The sequence below is a fragment of the Myxococcales bacterium genome (assembly GCA_016706225.1).
GTDB lineage: Bacteria > Myxococcota_A > Polyangia > Polyangiales > Polyangiaceae > JADJKB01.
Genome location: JADJKB010000008.1, coordinates 322,695 through 340,983 on the forward strand (window position 1 = coordinate 322,695; position 18,289 = coordinate 340,983).

Annotated in this window: 17 protein-coding genes, 1 tRNA gene and 1 pseudogene; 16 read left to right on the plus strand and 3 right to left on the minus strand. The window is 67.7% G+C overall.

Annotation, left to right across the window (positions count from 1 at the left end):
* Nucleotides 1–19: 19 nt before the first annotated feature.
* Nucleotides 20–415 (plus strand): DUF503 domain-containing protein, encoded by a 396-nt coding sequence (locus tag IPI67_15410; GenBank protein MBK7581585.1) that lies wholly within the window; start codon nucleotides 20–22, stop codon nucleotides 413–415.
* Nucleotides 412–798: a 30S ribosome-binding factor RbfA gene (gene rbfA, locus IPI67_15415; GenBank protein ID MBK7581586.1), complete on the plus strand. Its 387-nt coding sequence runs from the start codon at nucleotides 412–414 to the stop codon at nucleotides 796–798. Before IPI67_15410 ends, rbfA begins: the two co-directional genes overlap by 4 nt.
* Before the next feature lie 153 nt (nucleotides 799–951).
* Here the strand turns inward: rbfA and IPI67_15420 are convergent, their stop codons facing one another.
* Nucleotides 952–2,118: a hypothetical protein gene (locus tag IPI67_15420; protein MBK7581587.1), complete on the minus strand. Its 1,167-nt coding sequence runs from the start codon at nucleotides 2,116–2,118 to the stop codon at nucleotides 952–954.
* Nucleotides 2,119–2,207: 89 nt separating this feature from the next.
* A complete protein-coding gene (locus tag IPI67_15425) occupies nucleotides 2,208–4,631 on the minus strand; it encodes a carboxypeptidase regulatory-like domain-containing protein (protein MBK7581588.1) in 2,424 nt (807 codons plus the stop codon).
* A 232-nt stretch (nucleotides 4,632–4,863) separates the two neighbouring features.
* Here IPI67_15425 and IPI67_15430 point away from each other — a divergent pair, with 232 nt between their 5' ends.
* Nucleotides 4,864–5,841 (plus strand): ABC transporter ATP-binding protein, encoded by a 978-nt coding sequence (locus tag IPI67_15430; protein MBK7581589.1) that lies wholly within the window; start codon nucleotides 4,864–4,866, stop codon nucleotides 5,839–5,841.
* A gap of 31 nt (nucleotides 5,842–5,872) precedes the next feature.
* Nucleotides 5,873–6,952 (plus strand): hypothetical protein, encoded by a 1,080-nt coding sequence (locus IPI67_15435; protein ID MBK7581590.1) that lies wholly within the window; start codon nucleotides 5,873–5,875, stop codon nucleotides 6,950–6,952.
* Between the two features lie 36 nt (nucleotides 6,953–6,988).
* Here the strand turns inward: IPI67_15435 and IPI67_15440 are convergent, their stop codons facing one another.
* A complete protein-coding gene (locus tag IPI67_15440) occupies nucleotides 6,989–8,569 on the minus strand; it encodes an oligosaccharide flippase family protein (GenBank protein ID MBK7581591.1) in 1,581 nt (526 codons plus the stop codon).
* Nucleotides 8,570–8,679: 110 nt separating this feature from the next.
* Here IPI67_15440 and IPI67_15445 point away from each other — a divergent pair, with 110 nt between their 5' ends.
* The 12 genes and pseudogenes from IPI67_15445 (at nucleotide 8,680) to IPI67_15500 (ending at nucleotide 18,194) form a co-directional block, all read left to right on the plus strand.
* Nucleotides 8,680–10,254: a hypothetical protein gene (locus tag IPI67_15445; GenBank protein MBK7581592.1), complete on the plus strand. Its 1,575-nt coding sequence runs from the start codon at nucleotides 8,680–8,682 to the stop codon at nucleotides 10,252–10,254.
* A gap of 61 nt (nucleotides 10,255–10,315) precedes the next feature.
* Nucleotides 10,316–10,388, plus strand: a tRNA-Asn gene (locus IPI67_15450).
* Between the two features lie 694 nt (nucleotides 10,389–11,082).
* Nucleotides 11,083–11,463, plus strand: coding sequence for a helix-turn-helix transcriptional regulator (locus IPI67_15455; GenBank protein ID MBK7581593.1), 381 nt, complete (start codon nucleotides 11,083–11,085; stop codon nucleotides 11,461–11,463).
* Between the two features lie 10 nt (nucleotides 11,464–11,473).
* Nucleotides 11,474–11,593 (plus strand): annotated as a pseudogene (locus tag IPI67_15460) (ATPase).
* Nucleotides 11,594–11,624: 31 nt separating this feature from the next.
* The gene (locus IPI67_15465; protein MBK7581594.1) at nucleotides 11,625–12,629 is read left to right on the plus strand and encodes a serine/threonine protein kinase; all 1,005 of its coding nucleotides are present in this window, start codon (nucleotides 11,625–11,627) and stop codon (nucleotides 12,627–12,629) included.
* Nucleotides 12,630–12,937: 308 nt separating this feature from the next.
* Nucleotides 12,938–13,822 (plus strand): YeeE/YedE family protein, encoded by an 885-nt coding sequence (locus tag IPI67_15470; GenBank protein MBK7581595.1) that lies wholly within the window; start codon nucleotides 12,938–12,940, stop codon nucleotides 13,820–13,822.
* Entirely contained in the window at nucleotides 13,822–14,364 is a 543-nt protein-coding gene (locus IPI67_15475; protein ID MBK7581596.1) for a YeeE/YedE family protein, read from the plus strand. The genes IPI67_15470 and IPI67_15475 overlap by 1 nt, the downstream gene beginning before the upstream one ends.
* Nucleotides 14,361–14,540 carry a hypothetical protein gene (locus IPI67_15480; GenBank protein MBK7581597.1) on the plus strand — a complete coding sequence of 60 codons (180 nt, stop codon included), beginning with the start codon at nucleotides 14,361–14,363 and terminating at the stop codon, nucleotides 14,538–14,540. The genes IPI67_15475 and IPI67_15480 overlap by 4 nt, the downstream gene beginning before the upstream one ends.
* Before the next feature lie 191 nt (nucleotides 14,541–14,731).
* On the plus strand, nucleotides 14,732–15,073 hold the full coding sequence (locus IPI67_15485) for a winged helix-turn-helix transcriptional regulator (protein ID MBK7581598.1): 342 nt from the start codon (nucleotides 14,732–14,734) through the stop codon (nucleotides 15,071–15,073).
* A gap of 55 nt (nucleotides 15,074–15,128) precedes the next feature.
* A complete protein-coding gene (gene arsD / locus IPI67_15490; GenBank protein ID MBK7581599.1) occupies nucleotides 15,129–15,830 on the plus strand; it encodes an arsenite efflux transporter metallochaperone ArsD in 702 nt (233 codons plus the stop codon).
* Nucleotides 15,831–15,841: 11 nt separating this feature from the next.
* On the plus strand, nucleotides 15,842–17,614 hold the full coding sequence (arsA, locus tag IPI67_15495; protein MBK7581600.1) for an arsenical pump-driving ATPase: 1,773 nt from the start codon (nucleotides 15,842–15,844) through the stop codon (nucleotides 17,612–17,614).
* Nucleotides 17,595–18,194 (plus strand): thioredoxin family protein, encoded by a 600-nt coding sequence (locus tag IPI67_15500; protein ID MBK7581601.1) that lies wholly within the window; start codon nucleotides 17,595–17,597, stop codon nucleotides 18,192–18,194. The genes arsA and IPI67_15500 overlap by 20 nt, the downstream gene beginning before the upstream one ends.
* The last annotated feature ends 95 nt before the right edge of the window (nucleotides 18,195–18,289 follow it).

The following is an 18,289-nucleotide window of genomic DNA, read 5'->3' on the forward strand; positions in this document are numbered from 1 at the left end:
CGCCGCCCCGTAGGTCACGATGTTCGTAGGCGTCGCGCGAGTGGTGTTGCAGATCCCCGGCGCGCGGTCGCTCAAGGACCGGCGTCAGGTGGTGAAGAGCTTCAAGGAACGAGCGCGAGCGCGCCTGCCGGTCAGCATCTCCGAGGTGGGTGAGCTCGACCGGCATCAAGTCGCAACCCTGGGAGCGAGTGTCGTGGCGCGGGATTCAGCCTACTGCACGACCATCATTTCGCAGCTGGTCGAGCTGGCCGGGACGCTGCCCGATGCCGTGTTGGCCGACGTCCGCACGGAAATCGTCAGCTTCGGAGACGGCGGAGACGCGATCACTGGTGGCATCGAGTCGGGCGCTCTGGGGTCGCGCTCGGCGCCGGCGGGGGACTTCAGCGAGCTCGCAGAGAAGTGGGGCAAAGGATGAGTCGGGACGGACGCCGTGCGGATCGGGTTGCGGGCCTGCTACGTCGCCACCTGACGGACTTGCTCCGAGAGCTCGGCGACGAGCGGCTCGCTACGATCGTCGTGACGGACGTGGCGGTGACCGACGACCTCTCGGTGGCAACCCTCTCCGTTCGGGCGCTAGCCGAACTGGCGGACGAAAAAGCGCAGCGCGGCCTGTTGAAAGCGCTCTCCCAGGCGTCGGGCCGTCTGCGGCGGGGCCTGGCGCCGCGCCTCGAGCTGCGGAAGCTCCCGGAGCTTCGATTCAGATACGATCTGGGTCACGACAACGTGCGTCGCGTCGACGAGCTGCTCCACGAGATCGCGAAGGAAGGTCCCGCGGTCGAGCCCGAGTCGAAGGACTGAAGAATTGTCCAAAAATTGGCCTGGGGCAAGCCGGCGAGGCCGGCCCGCGTGGGGTGGGGCCCCAACGAATTCACTTCGTTGGGGCGGGGAGGCGCCTGCCTCCCCGATGACAAAGTGAAAGAGCTGTTCAATTCTTGGACAGCTCTTGAGCCGTCACTTCGTCTGAAACGAAGCCACGCCCGTCGGAAGGGGTGCGATCGGGTCGAGCACGTCGGAGGTGTCGACGCCGAGCAGTGTGTGCTGGAAAAAGGCGGTCGTGTAGCGGTTGATGATGCCGTGGGCGTCTGCGTACGGAATGTTGTCGGGTCCGCAGCCGTCCTCGAACTGCTTGACGGAGAGCCCGAGGTTCTCCACCAAGAGGCACATGTCCGAAAAACTGAAATGGCCCGCGCCGCCGACCGAAAGCAGGCTCGCGGGCCCCTTCAGGCTCGTCCACGGCTGCTCTTGCTCGGGCTTCCACGGGGTCAGCGCGTCCAGGGTCCCGCCCTCGATCAGCACGGGCATCGCCACGTCGGCGAAACCGTTCCGGCTCCCCGCGAACATCGCCTGAGCGCCGCCCGGCGCCTGGGCCACAGCGGCGATGAAGCGCGCGTCGAGGCTCGAGCTCGGCATCTCCGCGTCCTGCCAGCCGTCGCACACCAGACCGCCGTTCTGCTTGCAATCGTCGAGCACCGCCGCCGCGTCGATGCTCGCACCGGCGACCCGGAGCGCGGTGAACCCCCCAAAGCTGTGACCGGCCACGCCCAGGTGGGCCGTGTCGACCGCGCCCGACAGCGGGTCCGTCGCATTGGCGGAGCGCGCGAGCAGCGCGTCGAGCGCTCGCGAGACATCTCCCGGGCGGAGCGCAGCGGCCTTGGCCGCCGGGATGGCGTTGCCCTGGTTGATTTGCTCCGCAAACGTGTTGCCGACGTGGTCCGGCGCCGCCACCACGAAGCCGTGGCTCGCGAGGAACTCCGTCAGGTACACACTCTGGATCCGCGTCCCGCCGTTGCCGTGAGAGAAGAGCACGGTCGGGTAGGGCGCTCCGCGTCGGTCGAGCTTCGCATCCCGCCGCGCGCCTCGGGGCGAGTCGATGCGGGTCAGCTCGAGCACGCCGACTTTGAGCACGTATTGTTCCGGCTCACCACCGGCGCCGGCGGGATACCAGATCTCGATCGGTAGTGTGCGTCCGGCGCTCGTTACTTGGATGGTCGTGACACCGATGCGGTAGGGGCCCGGGCCGTCCGGGGCGCGGGCTGAGGGCGGTGCATCGAGCGCGCGCTCCTCGTCAGCGCAGCCGGTGAGCGCGGCGGCAGACAACAAATACAGAAGCGCCCGCATCACACCAGGATAGCGCGTGACGCGGGCGCCGGCTGTCGACTCGGGAGCCGGCCGGCGGGCGCTCAGACCCTGCCGGCTGCTCGCGACGTTCACTTGCTCTTCTGCGTGATCATCAGCTGCACGCGGCGATTGCGTGCGCGATTGGCCGGGGACACGTTGGGAACCAGGGGTTTGTCCTGGCCATATCCCTTGGCCTCGAGCCGGCCTCCGTCCACGCCCAGCTTCATCAGGTTGTCGCGCACCGCGTCGGCGCGCTGCTGGCTGAGGCGCTGGTTGTACACCGGCGAGCCGGTGTTGTCCGTGTGCCCCTGGATCTCCAGCTTGGCGATCTCCGCGCGATTCTTGAGCACGTCGGCGATCTCTTCGAGCAGCGCAGCCGAGTCCGGCTCAATCGTGGCTGCGTCGTGGGCAAAGTGGACCTGCTTCTTCAGCTTCAGCTCGTTGGCTGCGACCGTGACGTTCGGCGCCTTCGGCCGTTTGTTCAGCGAGATGGTCGCCTTCAGGTCTTCCTGGGGTTTGACCTCGAGCTCGGTCACGCTGGTGAAGTACCCCTGGGCGGTGACCGTGATCTTGGCTGCACCCGGCGGCACGTTCTCGAAGCGGAAGGCGCCGGAGCCGTCCGCTGCTAGCTCCAGCTCACGGTTGAGCATGTCCGTGATCTTCACGCTCGCGTTGGCGATGGGCTGCTGATTGTCGCCATCGACCAGTCCGCCGACGATGTTGCCCACCTTGGGCAGCGCCTCGAGCTCGCAGTTCATCGGCGTGACCGGTTGCTGGCCCATTGCGGGCGCGGGCGCCATTCCGGGCTGACCCATGCCGGGTTGCCCCATTCCGGGCTGACCCATGCCGGGCTGACCCATGCCGGGCTGACCCATGGCCGGAGCGCCCGGGTAACCCATCGGGGCTGCCATGGCGATCGTCGCCTGGCACTGGCCGTCGCGGTACCCGTCGGCCTTCACCGTGAAGGTGTAGGTGCCCGGCTCGAGGTTGATGGTGCGGAAGCTGCCGTCGTCGCTGCTGACCATGCCGCTCATGGCGCGCCCGTCGAAGCGGATGATGGCGTTTGCCACGGGGGTGTTCGCGCCCTTCTCGACCACGTGGCCCAGGATGTAGCGGTCTTGCGATGGCGCAGCCATTGGCGCCTTGTCCACCTGGACCTCCTTGATGATCGGCGGCTCCTTCTTGGTGTCCGCCGCCCAACCGAGGCCGAGGTAGAGCGTCCACGGCGACTCCGGTGCCACTTCTTGAATGAACTTGGACGTGGCTCCGGTGCCGATATCGAAACCAGCCAGGAGGCTCAGCCCGTCGATTCCCGGATAGGCCCGCGCTCCCAGCGTCACGCGGGAGGGCGACGAGGAGAAACCTGCGTCGTTGCCGAGGCAGCCGTCGCCGACTTCTTTCCGACTCTCGTTGCAGGTGTAGTTCTGCCGGTTCATCGGCACGTCGATGGTCCACTCGGCAAACGGGTGGATGTAGTCGAACATGCCCTCGAGCCCGAGCCCGATCTGGAAGCTGTCGACGCGGTTGATGTCCAGACCGTAGCGCTCGATGCGCGTAATCTTCTGACCCTTGCGCGCGCTCTCGGTGTCGCCGACCAGCTCGCCGGAGTTGTCGAACAGGTAACCCACGTTGGCGTTGAAGCGCAGCGGTACGCGGTCGTCGGGGTTGGTTCGGTTGTTCAGATCCGCCGTTGCGAGAGCGCGAATTGCGTAGCTGGTGCCGGAGCCGTCGAGCCCAACACCGCCGGTCCCGTTCAAGAGCCAGAGCTGCAGCTCTCCGCCGACGGAGAAGATGGAGTCGGGAGAATAGGGTAGAAATCCCTTCAACCCGAGGTTGGTGTCCCCAAGCACTTGGAGCAGTCGAGGCCGGCTCTGGTCGTTCTCCGTCGCCGATGCGTGGAAGCCCATGTAGGCCTCCAGGAACGGGAACAGGGTCGCGTTCATGCTCAGGTGCGCGCCGATGCGCGTGACCTCGTCGTCGCTCTTACCCTCGGGATTGGCGGCGACGTTGTAGTTGCACTGGCCGCCACCGCACAGGAAGTCCGAGCCTTTGAAGTAGCTGGTGATGAAACCAACGCGCAGCGAACCGGGTGCACCGGAGCCGGCGTACGACGTGTGCAAGAGGCCCGTCGACCCCTTGAGGTTGTTCTGAATCATCAGCGACGTGTGTCGCCACTGCCGCTCCGTCTCGGGATCCATCTCGGTGCTGCCACCGCCGGTCGTGGCGCCGCCCGATTGCATGCCGCCGCCGAGCGACCAGCTGGCGTTGCCGCTGGCGCCCGCTGCGTTGGGATCGCCGGCGGGTGCGCCGGCCGCGGGCGGGGCGCCCCAGCCCGGCTGTGCCGCGGGTGGGGGAGCCTCGGTGCCAGGCGCACCGGGCACGCCGGGCCCGGGTGCAGGAGCTGGCTCAGGCTGACCGCCGGGTGGAGGCGGCAGCGGCTGCTGCGCGAGCACCGCTGACGACAGAGTGAGCGAGGCAAGCAAGGACAGTGAGGCAAGACCGGAGCTTTTCATTTTCCCTCGTTGGTCCACGCGGCTGGGCGAGCCCGTTTACTCGCTCCTCAACCACAATCGGGCGCCGTTTTAACACCCTTTGTCGCGGCTCCGAAATGCGCGATTTCGTTCGGCTCGTCGCGGCCTGGGCTGGGTCCGCATCAGTGCAATTCGCCCCGAACCCGCGTCCCCGTGATTTTCCAAGGGAATCTAGCTAGTTGGACTGAGCGAGCGGGGACGATAAGCTGCTGCGATCTTGAGTGACGTACTGATCGGAGTCAGGAACCTTCGGAAGGTCTTCCGCCAGGGCCTCTCGCGCCGGCGCGTCGAGGCCGTGAAGCAGGTCAGCTTCGAGGTTCGGCGCGGCGACATCTTCGGCTTCCTCGGACCGAACGGCGCCGGCAAGACCACCACCATCAAGATGCTGGCCGGCCTCATCACGCCGTCGTCGGGCGATGCGCACATCTTCGGTCACGCGATCCCGAGCCCGAAAGCGATGGAGCGGGTCGGGTTCATGCCGGAAAATCCGTACGTCTACCCGTACCTGACCCCCATCGAGTTCGTCGAGATGTGTGCGCGCCTCTCCGGGCTCACCGGCGGAGCCGTTCGCGACCGCTCGCAGAAGGTCCTCGAACAAGTCGGCATCTGGTACGCGGCGGACCGACCGGTGCGCCGCCTCTCGAAGGGAATGCTCCAGCGCACGGGTCTGGCCGCGGCGTTGGTCGCCGATCCGGAGCTCTTGATCTTGGACGAGCCGATGAGTGGCCTCGACCCAGTTGGCCGCAAGGAGGTTCGCGACCTCATCCTGGAGGAGCGCAAGGCCGGTCGCACGATCTTCTTCTCCACGCACATCTTGAGCGACGTCGAGACGCTGTGTGATCACGTGACGATTCTGCGCCAAGGCAACGTGGTGGTGAGTGGCCGATTGAGTGAGTTGTTGAAGAGTGACGTCAAACGCACCGACGTGGTGGTGGTCGGTGCCGACGAGGCGGTCGAGGCGGAGGTGCGCGCGCTGGGTCACGCCTGCCGCCGCGCTGCAGACCGTTTGATCATCGAGGTGGAAGGGGAGCGGCGGGTGAACGATCTGCTGCGCCTGGTCCTTGGCAAGGACCTGCCCGTGGTGGAGGTGACACCCCGGCACGAGACCTTGGAGGACCTGTTCGTGCGCGAGGCGATCGACGAAAGCAGCGCCGAAAAGCACGCCGAGCCGGACGCAAATTCGGCGGCGTGAGCCGATCTAGGCCATCGGTTATGCTGTGGGGATGCGCACGTCCACTCGGCTGACACTGGCTGTAGGTCTGGGGTTGCTGATCGCAACGGCTTGCCTGGATCTGGGCAGCTCGGACGAGGCGCCGGCGGGCGGCGGTGGTGGCGGCGGAGGTAACGGCGGCTCCTCGGTTGGCGACGGCAGCTGGCCCGACGGCGCGGGCGGCACCGCTGCGTCGGGCGGTGGCGGCGCGACCGGCGGTGGCGGTACGGCCGGCGGTGGCGCTGCGCCGGGTGGCGGCGGCACGCCGAGCGGCGGCGGCACGACGAGCGGCGGCGGCGGCACGCCGAGCGGCGGCGGCGGCACGACGAGCGGTGGCGGCGGCACGCCGAGCGGTGGCGGCGGCACAACGAGTGGCGGCGGCACGACGAGCGGTGGCGGCGGCACGACGGGAACCGGCGGCACGCCGAGCTGGACGCTGTACGCCTTCAACTGGGGCAACGGTACCTGGTCAGTGCCCACGGCGCTCGACCTCGTCTGGACTGGAACGAATGCGCCACCGGCGACGGGCATCGCGGCGGTGGCTCAGCTCGAACACTTCGACCGCCTGCTCGTGTTCACCGAGGCCGGGAAGGTCCACGTGCGCAAGGGAGCGACGTGGCAGCCTGCGGTTTCGACGACCACCAAGTTCCCAGCGCTGGTGGGGCTGACTCTCGGGTCGGTGTATCACCTCGCGTCGGCGCCCGGTAAGCCACTGGGCGAGAGTCTCACCTTCGTCGCGAATCCAACCGCGGTGCTCTACGACTACAACGCCGACGACAGCGTCGCGTTCAACGTCAAGGTGACGATGAGCGACGAAGCCGCGCCGGGCCCGCCGCAGAAGACGGGCACGATCTTGTGGGACTTCGAGGTGCGCGACCCATCGCTGATCGGCACGGCCAACTACTTCCTCGGCTACTACGGCTATTCGAACGGCACGGTCTACCAGCTGGACGCGGCGGCGGCGTGGAAGTCCTGGCCCGCGGCGTCGGCGCCGTTCTTCGCCGGCAAGGCCAACGCGCCGACGTCTACCAAGCTGCGTGCCGCTTGGTTCGACGTCAAACAGAACCGCGCGTACTTCGTCGGGCCGGGTTAGGCGCCGGCGCGCCGTCCGGGTCCTGCCGACGCGCGCTCAGCCGCGTCGTTTCCCGAGCACGGCCTTGACCGTGGTTAGATCCGCCTTGCCCAGCTCGCGGCTGACGAGCAGCAGCGCGACGTACACGACACCCAGCGCGGCCGCGTAGCCGATCGTCACGACCTTGCCGGCGTGCGGGAGAGAGCGCCCCAGCGTGATCGTCAGCGCCATCGCACCGACCACCCGCACGATCGAGGCGATGGGAGCCACGGCACCCGCCGTGCGCAGGACCAGGATGCCGGCGCCCAACGTCGCGAGCACCAGCCCGCTGGTCGTTGCGAACGCGGTGCGCCAGAGCAGCTCGGCGCCGAAGTCCGTGCCGCGCACCCGGGCGAAACACAGGACGACCACCAGCACGAACGCAACCAGCGTGATGGTCATGCTGGCGATCTCGCGTTTCAAGCTGTTCAGTACCGTGGTCAAGATGCCGAAGATCGCGAACGCGCCGAACCCCAGCGTCAACAGCTGCATCGAACGCGCGCCGAGCTCGGCGGCCTGAGCCGGGAACACCACGCGCAGCAGCGGTCCCGCCAGCCCCGACGTCACACTCACCATCAGGCCCATGAGCACGAGGGCGAGGCGAAGCCCGGCGCGCACGTAGCGCGCGACCGCGTGGCGATCCCCGTCCCGGTGCGCCGTGGCGAGCATCGGAAATAGAATGAAGGTCACGGCCAGGAGCAGCTGGTACGGCAGGAAGCTGAAGAGCTGTGTCGCGCGATAGGCACCCACGATCGGGTCCGCGGCCTCTGGCCCGAGCCCCGCTGCGAGCGCCGATTCGGCGGCGAACGCCCGGAGCAGGGTCAGGTCCGCTTGCAACAGCAGATTCAAGAGCGTCTGCCCGAGCAAGAGCGGCGCGATGAACGCGAGGTGCTGGCGGACACTGGGACCGCCAGCACCCGCCTTGCCAATCCCGACGAGGCCGAGCGCAACCAGAAGGATGACGGCTGACGCGCCGACGAACCCTGCGCTCGCCCCCGCGACCTTGCTGCCGAACGGCGAGGCCAGGAGCAGCGCGCCCGTGACGAGGGCCACGGTTCGAACGGTAGCGTAGACCATGTCGAGGCCCGCCTGCCATACGAAGCGCTTCTGACCATTCAGCACGCCGATCAGCGGCGTGTACAGGCTGTAGAGCAGCACCACACCGCTCACGATGCGCAAGGCCGGGATCAGATGCGGTGCTCCGGTCGCTTCACCGATGGGACGCGCGAGCAGGAAAAATCCGAGACCGAGCGGCAGCGCAAAAGCGGCGTGCACGCCGAGCGTGCGGCGGATGGCCTGGGGCTGTTCCTGGTCGGGTGACTGCGCGACGGCGCGACTCACACCTTGGATGCTGGTGGAGACGATGGGGTTGTAGGCGATGCTCGAGATGCTGAGCACGCTCGACAGCGCACCGTAGCCGTCGAGGCCGAGCACCCGCGGCAGAATGACTTGCTGCACCAGCCCGACCAGGATGAAGTAGATCTTCGCGGAGGCGACAGCGAGGCCGCCGCGTCCTGCGGCGCGCGTGACCTCCGCCTGGCTCGGGGCATTCGAGTCGGTGGGCGGAGTCGGCGCTTGGCTTTCGGTCTCGGTCGTCACGGGTCCTTGCGCCTTGTCACCCGCGCATCGTGTCCGGGTCAATTTCTTGTGCGGCGGCGGGATTTTCAACGTCGATTGCGCGCGGGGGCCGCTTCCACGACTATGGGACAATGCTCAGATCCGTACGCCTCGGGGGGCTCGTCGGCTGCGTGATGCTCGGGGCCTGCGGGCAGCTGCTCGGTTATGACGACGTCGAGTTCGGCGCCACGGGCGGCGCCAAGCCTGGCAGCGGCGGCATGGCTGGTGCGGCGACCGGTGGTGTCGGCGGTGGCAGCGGCGGCTCGTTGGGCGGGGCACCGAGTGGTGGCGCGGCCGGTTCGCTGGGAGGTGCGGCGAGCGGTGGGGCAGCCGGCGCGGGCGGGACCACGTCGAGCGGTGGCACGACTGCGACCGGTGGCACGACGTCGAGCGGTGGCACGACTGCGACCGGTGGCACGACGTCGAGCGGTGGCACGACTGCGACCGGTGGAAGCGGAGGCATCACAGGGTCTGGTGGAACGACGTCGACGGGTGGGACGACGTCGACGGGTGGAACGACGTCGACGGGCGGGACGACGTCGACGGGCGGGACGACGTCGACGGGTGGAACGACGTCGACGGGTGGGACTGGAGGCACTTGCACGGGCGGCGTCGTGGAAAAGACTGTCGCGGCGGCCGGCTCACCCGGAGGCACACCGATGTACGGCGCGGTGATGCCGAGTGGTGACACGGCGATCGCGTGGGCGAACGGCGGCAACATCTACGTGACACGGGTGAACGCCGCCGGCACGAAGCTGGGCGCAGACTACAGCGCACCGGGCCTGCATGTGCACGGTTTCACGGCCACGAACGACGGCTACGCAATGCTCGTCGCGCGCGGCACGGACAACCTGTATTTCGTCAAGCTCACGACCAGCGGCAGCATCGCCTCGGAGAAGATGCTGACCGGCTCGTGCAACCACGCGACCGTTGGCTGCGAGTGGTACGACTACAACGGGTCGTTCTTTGCTGACGGCGGGCGGCTGCACTTCACCGGCGGCGCGTACACGGCCTACTTCCCGATTTATCGACGCTGGCCCGACAACATCGCCCACACGGGCGACACGCTCCGCAACCTGGATCTCACGGGCACGGCGACCGCGGGGGGATGGAGCTGGGGGTGCAGTCATTCCCTCGACGTACGGCTCGCTCAGAGTGGTGCGACCGTAGGTCCGGTTTGTCTCTCGGACTGTTACGCGCAGAAGGCGATCTTGTGGAGTGACAGCAAGGTCATCTCGAGTGAGCCGAGTGGCAACTGCTCGGGCTCGAGCGGCGCGGCGCTCGGCGGCTTTGTGGCGGTGAGCGGTGGTTACTGGTTGACGTACGTCTCGCCCGAGACTCGACCGAACAAGGACATTGCGGTCGCGAAGGTCGACACGGCGGGCAACGTGTCGACGAAGGTGTGGCTGACGAGCAACACGACGGACGACGACTCCGCGCATCTGGTCGCGTTCAAGGGCGGTCTGCTCGCAGCCTGGCGCACGGGGGCGACCCGCACCTTGCAGGAGCTCGACATCAACACGGGCGCTCCCGTCGGCGCGCCGGTCACGGTGACCAGCGCCTTCCGCGCGAAGGACGATTTCCTGAGTTACCCGGACGGTGACGCCGGCTGGGTTTACGGCTCCGGCGCAAACATCGTCGTGGCTCGCTACACGAAATGCCCCTGAAGTCCCGCGTATTTCAAGGCGCTTGACGAAGCGAGATCCCTGAATACCCTTAGCGCCCCATTCCAGCTTAGCTCAGTCGGTAGAGCAGGCGGCTGTTAACCGCCGGGTCCCTGGTTCGAGTCCAGGAGCTGGAGCATTTTTGCCCAAGGCGAACACCCTTGGGCGCCAGGTTCACAAGGGGCCTCGTCGAGATGATCGGCGAGGCCCTTCGCTTCTTCCCGTTGTTTCGCGGGGCTTTGCGCCGTCTCGGTGATCGGCGCGTGCTCGGTGGGCGGTGATGTTCAGAGCACGAGGTCGCGCGCGAGCTGCTTCGCGACGCCCGAAGGGCGGCTCTGAGGGCCAGAGAGCCGGTCTCGGCTCTGCGAGTCGGATTTAACAGAGCGCGGCTCTGAGTTTTACAACTCGAACCTTGCCGACCACCGACCCGTTGCTTCACAGGACGCGGGTCGTTGACGTCGCTCGGGTTCTCATCGTCGGGCGCGACGCTCAGAGCACGGGCCCGAAATGGATCGCGTCTGCCGTTCGGTTGCTGCCTACCGAAATGGCTCTGGGTTAGCAGCGGCTGTAAAGCTCAGAGTCGCGAAGCCGACCGCCGTGCTCGTGCTCTCGCGCTTGGATGAACCGCGAAGACCGGCCAGGTGGTCGAGCTGTGATCGTCTGCGCCGCCGGCGACATCCACGGAGCTCTCGACAGGCTCTTCGAGGACTGTCCTCACCTTCGACGAGGCGCTCGGGCGTGCGCTTCGAGTGGGTGCTGTACGTCGGGGTTTCGGTGTGTGGCCGGACGAGGATCTTGCGCGCGACCATGCATCTCACTATACTGAACCACATGGTGCAGTATTCGCGCGCCCGCCTCGATGCCTCGTTCGCCGCGCTGTCCGACGTGACCCGTCGCGGCGTCCTCGAACACCTCGGCCGCGCAGATGCATCGATCACAGACCTCGCGAACAAATTCCGCATGACCCTCACGGGCATGAAGAAACACGTCTCGGTATTGGAGCAAGCCGGCCTGGTCGTGACCGAGAAGGTCGGGCGCGTGCGCACGTGCAAGCTCGGCGCCCGTCGGCTTGCGGAAGAGATGGCGTGGATCGAGAGGTATCGAATGCGGTGGGACGAACGATTTGACGAGCTCGATCGCGTGCTCGCAGAGCGCGTCGCAGATGAGCTGAAGCGCAACGAGACGAATGATGCAAACCAGAAACGAAAGTGAGCACCGCCCGATGAAAAACCAAACGACTGCAGAACGAACGTCCGATCGCGAGCTCGTGGTGACGCGCATTGTGAACGCGCCCGCGCGCATCGTCTTCGAGGCCTGGACCAAGCCCGAGCTGTTCAAGCGCTGCCTCCACTGTTGGTAGCTGCCACGAATCAGTGAGCTGGAATGTCGATGGCCGTGGCGGCTTGCCGACGAGCTGCGCCGTTGAAGCGATCGGTCAGCTCAGCGTCGACCTCGTCGAGCGACGCCTGCACCGTATCCACCGCCGGTTGGAGCGTCGTCCAGAGCTCCTCGACGTGCTCATCGCTGCGCACGACAAGGGCGTGGTGCACCGCGATCTGAAACCGGAGAACGTCTTCCTCACTCGCGACGGACAGATCAAAGTGCTCGACTTCGGGATCGCCCGGCTGCGGGAGCTCTCGACCGCGAGCAATGCGACACGCGACGGGACGAGCATGGGCACGCCGTCGTACATGCCACCGGAGCAAGCGCGAGGGCTCTGGGCCGAGGTTGATGCGCGAAGTGACCTGTGGGCGGTCGGCGCGTTGATGTTCGCCCTGCTGACGGGGCGCGCAGTGCACGAGGGACGCACTACGAACGAGCTCCTCCTGTCGGCCATGACCGGGCCCGCACCGCCGCTCGCGGAGCTCGAGCCGAAGCTGCACGCCGCGGTCGCGGCCGTGGTCGATCGCGCGGTCGCGTTCGAGAAACCTCGCCGTTGGCCCGACGCTCGCGCCATGCAGAACGCGGTGCGCCACGCCTACCAGGAAATGCATCGCGCGCCGCTTTCCACCGCCCCAAAGCTCACGGTTGCGCCATCGGTCGCGGACAGGACACTGCCAAGCACGGACCTGGTGCAGCTCTCGCCAGGGCTGTCGTCCGACGTGACCGCGCTTCCGGTGGCCAGAGGAAGAACGGGCGTGTCGATCGTGCGGACTGTGCTCGATCGCCCGGTGCTAGCGGCACTGGGTGCGGTGGCCGTTGGATTGGTGGTCGTGATCATCGCCGGGGCCGGCGTGATGCTCGCAAGGCGCGCGGCGTCGAAGGGCGCGAGCGCTTCAGCGGTCGGAGCGTCCGATGTCGAGTCGGTGCCCTCTCCGTCGGCCACCCCCGTCGCCGGTTACGTCGTCGGTGCCCGATGGCTCGGCGTCGTCGAGTGAGCAAACACCCCGAACACCGCCTCCAGAGCGACGAAGGCCACGTTCAGCCCGATCCCGATCAGGAACGCGCGGCCGAGCGGGTTCGCCGCCGTCCCAACGGGAGGCGCTCGTGTTCGTGGCTCATCGCGGACGACCTCTTATCTATGCCCCACGATGGCACGAAACATGCCATCCAGCTCTTAGTGCGGTCCTGGCTTCCACTCTTATCGGCGATTGCTATCACGGCGATGGCGCGGCCTGCATACGCCCAATGCACGTCGAACGCATCGTCGTGCGTGACCTGCCATGAGACGCAAGGTTTGCGTCCTGTGCTGCAGAGCGCGCAGCCTTGGCACGTCGACCATGGGTTCGGAGACCTGTGTGCCTCATGCCATGCCGGCGATCCCGCGAGCTCGGCCAAGGGGCAGGCCCACCTGGGCCTGCGACAGCCGCTCGCCGATCCCGCGGTTTCCTGCGCCGGCTGTCACGCCGACGACTCGTCTGCGCGTGCGGAGCGTTACCTCGCGGTAGCGGTGAGCACAGCGCCGCCGCCGCCGACCGCACCGCCGGCGAGTCCGCCACCTGGAGCAACCGCGTCCTCGACAGCCGATCGCATTCTTGCCGCACTCGCCGCGCTGCTGACGATCGCGCTCTACTTCGTCGTTCGGCGCGAGCTGGCCGCGGAACGTCGCTCGCTGCTGGCGTGGCTGCGCGCCAAGACCTGGAGCCCGTACGCCGCGGGCGTGCTGCTCGGCCTCGTCGTCGCGTTCTCCGAGGTCATCTGTGGTCGACCGCTTGCCGCGTCGGGCGCCTTCGACAAGCTCGCCGCCTATCCCGGCCGCTGGCTCTTCCCGTCGAGCCAGTACTACGGGCACATCATGATGCCGGGGATCACCTGGCAGGTTTGGCTCATCGTTGGCGTTCTCGCGGGCTCGTTCGCGTCGAGCAAGCTCTCGGGTGAGGCGCGCTGGCGATGGCTGCCTGACACGCAGTGGGAGCCGCGCTTCGGCGCGAGCCGCAAGCTGCGACTCGCCATCGCGTTCTTCGGCGCGGTGATGGTCCAGGTCGGCGCCGGCATCGCGGGCGGCTGCACCAGCGGTCTCGCCATCTCCGGGGGCGCCGCGCTCGCGCCCGCGGCGTTCCTGTTCATGGCCGGCATGTTCGCCGGAGGGATCCCCGCTGCGTGGCTCTGGTACCGCGGGAGGGCCGCCTGATGCTCGACATCGTCAAGGCCCTGGTGCTCGGTCTCCTGTTCGGCTGGTCGCTGCACAAGGCCGGGCTCACGCACTACGCGCGCATCGTGAACGTCTATCGCTTCCGCGACATGACGGTGATCCGCTTCATGCTCACCGCCCTCGTCGTCGGCGCCTTCGCGATTCAGGCGGGCATCGACCTCGGCTTTGCCGCCAGTGCACCGATCCCACCTACGTCGATGCTGGCCAACGTCGTGGGCGGCGTGGTCTTCGGCGTCGGGATGGCCACCGCCGGGTACTGCCCGGGGACGATCGTCGCGGAGGCCGGCGAGGGACGCCTGGACGCCTGGGTGGCTGGCCTGTCGGGGCTCCTCGTGGGCGCGATCGTGTTCGGCTTGCTTCAGCCGGTGATCATGCCGACGCTGGCTCGGGTGGGGGCGCTCGGGCGTGTGACGTTCGCGAGCCTCGCGGGCGCGAGCCCGTGGCTGGTGCTGCTCGTCTTCGGGCAGGTCGTCGTGCTCGTGCTGATGCTCATCGCTCGCGTGGGAAGGACGACGACGTGACGAACCCGATCCGCTACCGAACGCTCGACGCCAAAGAGGCCGTGGCGGATGTCGCCTATCGCCTGAGTGAAGTGATCGCGATCTATCCGATCACCTCAGCGTCCATCATGGGCGAGCACGCCGACGCGTGGTCCGTGCGAACCTGTGGGGCACGGTCCCCGAGGTGGTGGAGATGAGGGGACCAGGCAGAAGGCACCGTCCTACATGACGTTCGAGGTCACCTCGGAGCAGCAGGAGGACATCTCGCCGTTCCTGGAGGAGGTCCGGGCGCTGGTGCACGACGCGGGGCTCATCCTCGTTTCGGCGACCCCGATCGGCTGAGGTCGGGCTTGATGGAGGTTGAACGATGTGTAATCGTATATCTACGATGAACGACCGAGCTGCCGCCGACTGCTGTCCCGAGCCGAGCGCCGAGCCTGATCTTCGGCCCGTCGAGGGCAAGGAGGCGGACGACGAGCTCGCTGCGCTGGCGAAGGCCATCGCGCACCCGGCCCGCGTACAGATCATTCGGATTCTCGTACGAAAGACCGCCTGCGTGTGCGGCGACATCGTGGACGAGCTTCCGCTGGCCCAGTCGACCGTCTCGCAGCACCTCAAGGTGCTCAAGGAGGCGGGCCTCATCCGCGGCGAGGTCGACGGGCCGCGCGTCTGCTACTGCATCGAACCGCGTGCCCTGCGCAGGCTCAAGGTGCTCGTGGCGGGGATGTGAGGGTGGTCGTGTCTCCAGGCTATCGGCCATCGTCGATGAACGAAAGGATGTCTCCATGATTGCTGTTCGCGTCTTCGACCCCGCCATGTGCTGCTCCACCGGGATCTGCGGCCCCTCGGTCGACCCGCAGCTCGTTCGCTTCGCGGCGGATCTCGACTGGCTCAAGAGCCAGGGCGTGTCGGTCGAGCGGTTCAACCTCTCGCAGCAGCCTGGGGCCTTCGCCGACGACTGGGCGGTCAAGACCGCGCTCGAGACGAAGGGCGAAGCCGGCCTGCCCCTGGTGAAGGTGAACGGCGAGGTCAAGAGCAGCGGGACTTACCCGTCGCGCGATGAGCTCGCGACGTGGGCGGGAATCGGCGCTCCGGCGGCGAGCCTCTTCACGGAGGCCGTGGCCGAGCTCGTCGCGATCGGCGCTGCCATCGCCTCGAACTGCGAGCCTGGCTTCAAGTTCCACTACGACAAGGCGCGCAAGCTCGGCGTCTCTCGCGAGGACATGCTGCGCGCCGTCACCACGGCGCAGAACGTCAAGGATGCGCCCGCCAAGGCGATGCTCGACCTCGCTCAGCGATACCTGAGCCGAGACGCGGCCGAGGCCAGTGCAGCCGCGAGTCCAGAGCCGGCGCCCAAGGAGACAGCGAGCGGCTGCTGCGGGCCGGCCAAGACCGAGACGAGCGCTCCGAAGGAGAAGGCCAGCGGCTGCTGCGGACCTTCCACCAAGAGCGAGTCGTCCGCGCCGAAGAAGTCCGGCTGCTGCTGAAAGGAACCGTCCTGTCCACGCTGATCCAGAATCCGACACGCATCCTGTTCTTCACGGGCAAGGGCGGCGTGGGCAAGACCTCCTCGGCCTGCGCCACGGCCATCGGCCTCGCCGACGCCGGCAAGCGTGTGCTGCTCGTCAGCACCGACCCGGCCTCCAACCTCGACGAGGTGCTCGGCGTGAAGCTCTCGTCGACGCCGACAGCAGTTCCGAACGTCCCCGGCCTCCGGGCGCTGAACATCGATCCGGTGCAGGCGGCGCACGCCTATCGCGAGCGCGTGGTCGGGCCCTACCGAGGCGTGCTCCCCACCGTCGCGATCGCGAGCATGGAGGAGCAGCTCTCGGGCGCGTGCACGGTCGAGATCGCGGCGTTCGACGAGTTCTCGAAGCTCCTCGGGGACAAGGCCGCGACGGCTGCCTTCGACCACGTCATCTTCGACACGGCGCCCACCGGGCACACGCTGCGACTCCTCGAGCTGCCGGCGGCGTGGTCGAACTTCATCGACACGAACGTCGGCGGGACGTCATGCCTCGGACCGCTGTCCGGGCTGAACGCTCAGAAGGCGCTCTACGCTGCGTCGAACGAAGCGCTCCGCGATCCCGCGCAGACGATTCTCGTGCTCGTCGCGCGACCTGAGCGTTCCTCCCTCACCGAGGCCGAACGCACGCGGGCTGAGCTCGCCCAGCTCGGCGTGGGCAACGTCCGCCTGATCTTGAACGGCGTCTTCCACGCACGCGATGCGAGCGACGCGACAGCGGTCGCAATGGAGGCTCGGGGGCGCGCGGCGCTGGAATCGCTGCCCGCCGGCCTTCGTGAGCTCGGCCGGGTCGACGTTCCGCTCCTCCCGTTCGGGCTTGTCGGGATCGACGCGCTCCGCAAGCTGGGCACGCTCGCCGGAGGCGTTGGCGAGCTTGCGCCACCCATCGCGACGAACGTGTTTCGCAGCCAGCGCCTGGACGCGCTGGTGGAAGAGCTAGCGAAGCGCGGCAAGGGCGTCGTGATGACGATGGGCAAAGGCGGCGTCGGCAAGACGACGGTCGCCGCGCGCATCGCCAGCGAGCTGGCGCGCCGCGGCCTCGCCGTGACGCTCACGACGACGGACCCCGCCGCTCACGTCGAGCAGGCTGCTCACGAGCTAGGCGCAGGCGCGTCCGGGCTGCGCGTGACTCGCATCGATCCGGCGCTGGAGACCCGTCGATACACAGAAGAGGTGATGTCGTCGGCGGGCAGCGGGCTCGACGCTCAGGGCAAGGCGCTGCTCGAAGAGGATCTCCGCAGCCCGTGCACCGAGGAGATCGCCGTCTTCCGCGCCTTCGCTGAGACCGTGGCGCAGGGCGAAGACCGCTTCGTCGTCATCGACACGGCGCCCACCGGCCACACGCTGCTCCTGCTCGACGCTGCCGAGTCCTACCACCGCGAAGTGTTGAAGAAGCCGAGCGGTAGCCCGCAGGCGGTGCAGCGTCTCCTGCCGCGCTTGCGGGATCCGGAGTTCACTCACGTGCTGCTCGTGACGCTACCCGAGGCGACGCCAATTCACGAGGCGATGCAGCTCGAGCGCGACCTCGCACGCGCGGACATCAAGCCCTTCGCGTGGATGGTGAACCAGAGCTTGACGCCGCTCGACGTGACGGATCCGGTCCTGCGCTCGCGTCGGGCGCACGAGGCCACCCACCTTCGCGAGCTCGCAGATCACTCAGCTCACATCGTGCTCGAACCGTGGCGCGTCGGCTTTGTCGGAAGCGACCCGCGCGTGGTAGCGCCGCGTGCGGAGGCGACCGCATGAGACCGATCGCGCGCGCGCAGCGGTCCTCGGACTTGTCGGGCTCGGCGTGGTCGGGGCGCTCGTGATGCGCGCGCAGCGCAGCGAGCCCGCGACGAGCGCAGCGCCACCGGCACGCGGCGCGCGACTCGTCGAGCTGGGCTCCACCAGCTGCCGGAGCTGCAAGGCGATGCATGAGGAACTGGCGCTGCTCCGAGGAGAGTGCAGCGGCATCGCGGTCGAAGAGATCGACGTGTGGCGGGATGAAGAGGCGGGACAGCGCTACGGCGTGAACGTCATCCCGACGCAGGTCTTCCTCGACGCGGACGGACGCGAGCTCGATCGGCACACGGGGTTCCTCGCCCGGGCAGACGCGCGAGGTGAACCCCCTCGTCGTCGAGGCGCTCGCCGACATCGGCCTGTTCCCGCCGTCAACTGCGGCGCAGCCGTCGGTCTTCGACCTCTTCAAGGCGGGCCGACACTTTCACTTCGTCATCGGCGTCTGCGACGAGGAGCACGGGCAGAAGTGCCCGCTGTTCCCCGGCGTCACGCAGCGCATCTACTGGAGCTTCCCGAACCCCGCGACGTTCACGGGCTCGCATGACGAGAAACTCGCCCGTGTGATCGAGGTGCGCGGGGCGCTTCGGGCTCGCATCGAGTCCTGGCTCGCGACGCTTTCAGACACGGGCTCGACGCTCG

What these genes read in the sequence shown, in the direction of transcription:
- IPI67_15410 (MBK7581585.1), top strand. Translation starts at nt 20, where the DNA reads ATGTTCGTAGGCGTCGCGCGAGTGGTGTTGCAGATCCCCGGCGCGCGG.
- rbfA (MBK7581586.1), top strand. Translation starts at nt 412, where the DNA reads ATGAGTCGGGACGGACGCCGTGCGGATCGGGTTGCGGGCCTGCTACGT.
- IPI67_15420 (MBK7581587.1), bottom strand. Translation starts at nt 2,118, where the DNA reads ATGCGGGCGCTTCTGTATTTGTTGTCTGCCGCCGCGCTCACCGGCTGC.
- IPI67_15425 (MBK7581588.1), bottom strand. Translation starts at nt 4,631, where the DNA reads ATGAAAAGCTCCGGTCTTGCCTCACTGTCCTTGCTTGCCTCGCTCACT.
- IPI67_15435 (MBK7581590.1), top strand. Translation starts at nt 5,873, where the DNA reads ATGCGCACGTCCACTCGGCTGACACTGGCTGTAGGTCTGGGGTTGCTG.
- IPI67_15445 (MBK7581592.1), top strand. Translation starts at nt 8,680, where the DNA reads ATGCTCAGATCCGTACGCCTCGGGGGGCTCGTCGGCTGCGTGATGCTC.
- IPI67_15455 (MBK7581593.1), top strand. Translation starts at nt 11,083, where the DNA reads ATGGTGCAGTATTCGCGCGCCCGCCTCGATGCCTCGTTCGCCGCGCTG.
- IPI67_15475 (MBK7581596.1), top strand. Translation starts at nt 13,822, where the DNA reads ATGCTCGACATCGTCAAGGCCCTGGTGCTCGGTCTCCTGTTCGGCTGG.
- IPI67_15485 (MBK7581598.1), top strand. Translation starts at nt 14,732, where the DNA reads ATGAACGACCGAGCTGCCGCCGACTGCTGTCCCGAGCCGAGCGCCGAG.
- arsD (MBK7581599.1), top strand. Translation starts at nt 15,129, where the DNA reads ATGATTGCTGTTCGCGTCTTCGACCCCGCCATGTGCTGCTCCACCGGG.